We start from the raw sequence: 481 nt of genomic DNA, 5'->3' as shown, positions 1-481 counted from the left end.
ACAATAAAGCGCGTATGGTTTTCTGTTTGGTTGGCGATATTTTCTTGTACGTTTTGCAGGCCATATAGCTTGCCACTTAATGCGTTACCAATGGCGGCAGCATCAGAGCGATTAAGTTCTTTCACCTTCAACATGGCATCCGCTGTACTTGCGCAGGTCTCTAGTTTAACGCCCTTTAAGCGTCCCAAGAAGTCACTGCATTGCTGGTGAGGCTGTGGATGAGAGTAAAGGGTCTTTATCTCTTCTAATCGCACGTCTGTTGTGGATAGTAGGCAGTGCTCAATAGGCTGTGATAGTTCACCAACGATATACAGCGTAGTGTGCTGAAGCAGGTCGTATACCTCGTTGATAGAACCAGAGCTGGTGTTCTCTATTGGCAATACGCCGTAGTCGGCATGTCCAGACTCAACCGTTTTGGTGACCTCTTTAAAGGAATCACAGTTGAGTTCTATAAGGTCTGTATTACGTCGGCTGAAGTAAT

At 45.9% G+C, this 481-nt stretch carries 1 protein-coding gene; it reads right to left on the bottom strand.

What is annotated here, in order from left to right:
* Positions 1-481, bottom strand: a 481-nt coding sequence (locus AB4585_RS29025) for a prephenate dehydratase domain-containing protein (protein ID WP_372172257.1), incomplete at both ends; no start/stop codon positions are given.

This window comes from Vibrio sp. 10N.222.49.C9 (genome assembly GCF_041474985.1).
Classification (GTDB): Bacteria; Pseudomonadota; Gammaproteobacteria; order Enterobacterales; family Vibrionaceae; genus Vibrio; species Vibrio crassostreae_C.
Note: the sequence above shows the minus strand (reverse complement) of the source record. Positions and strands in the feature narration are given on the sequence as shown.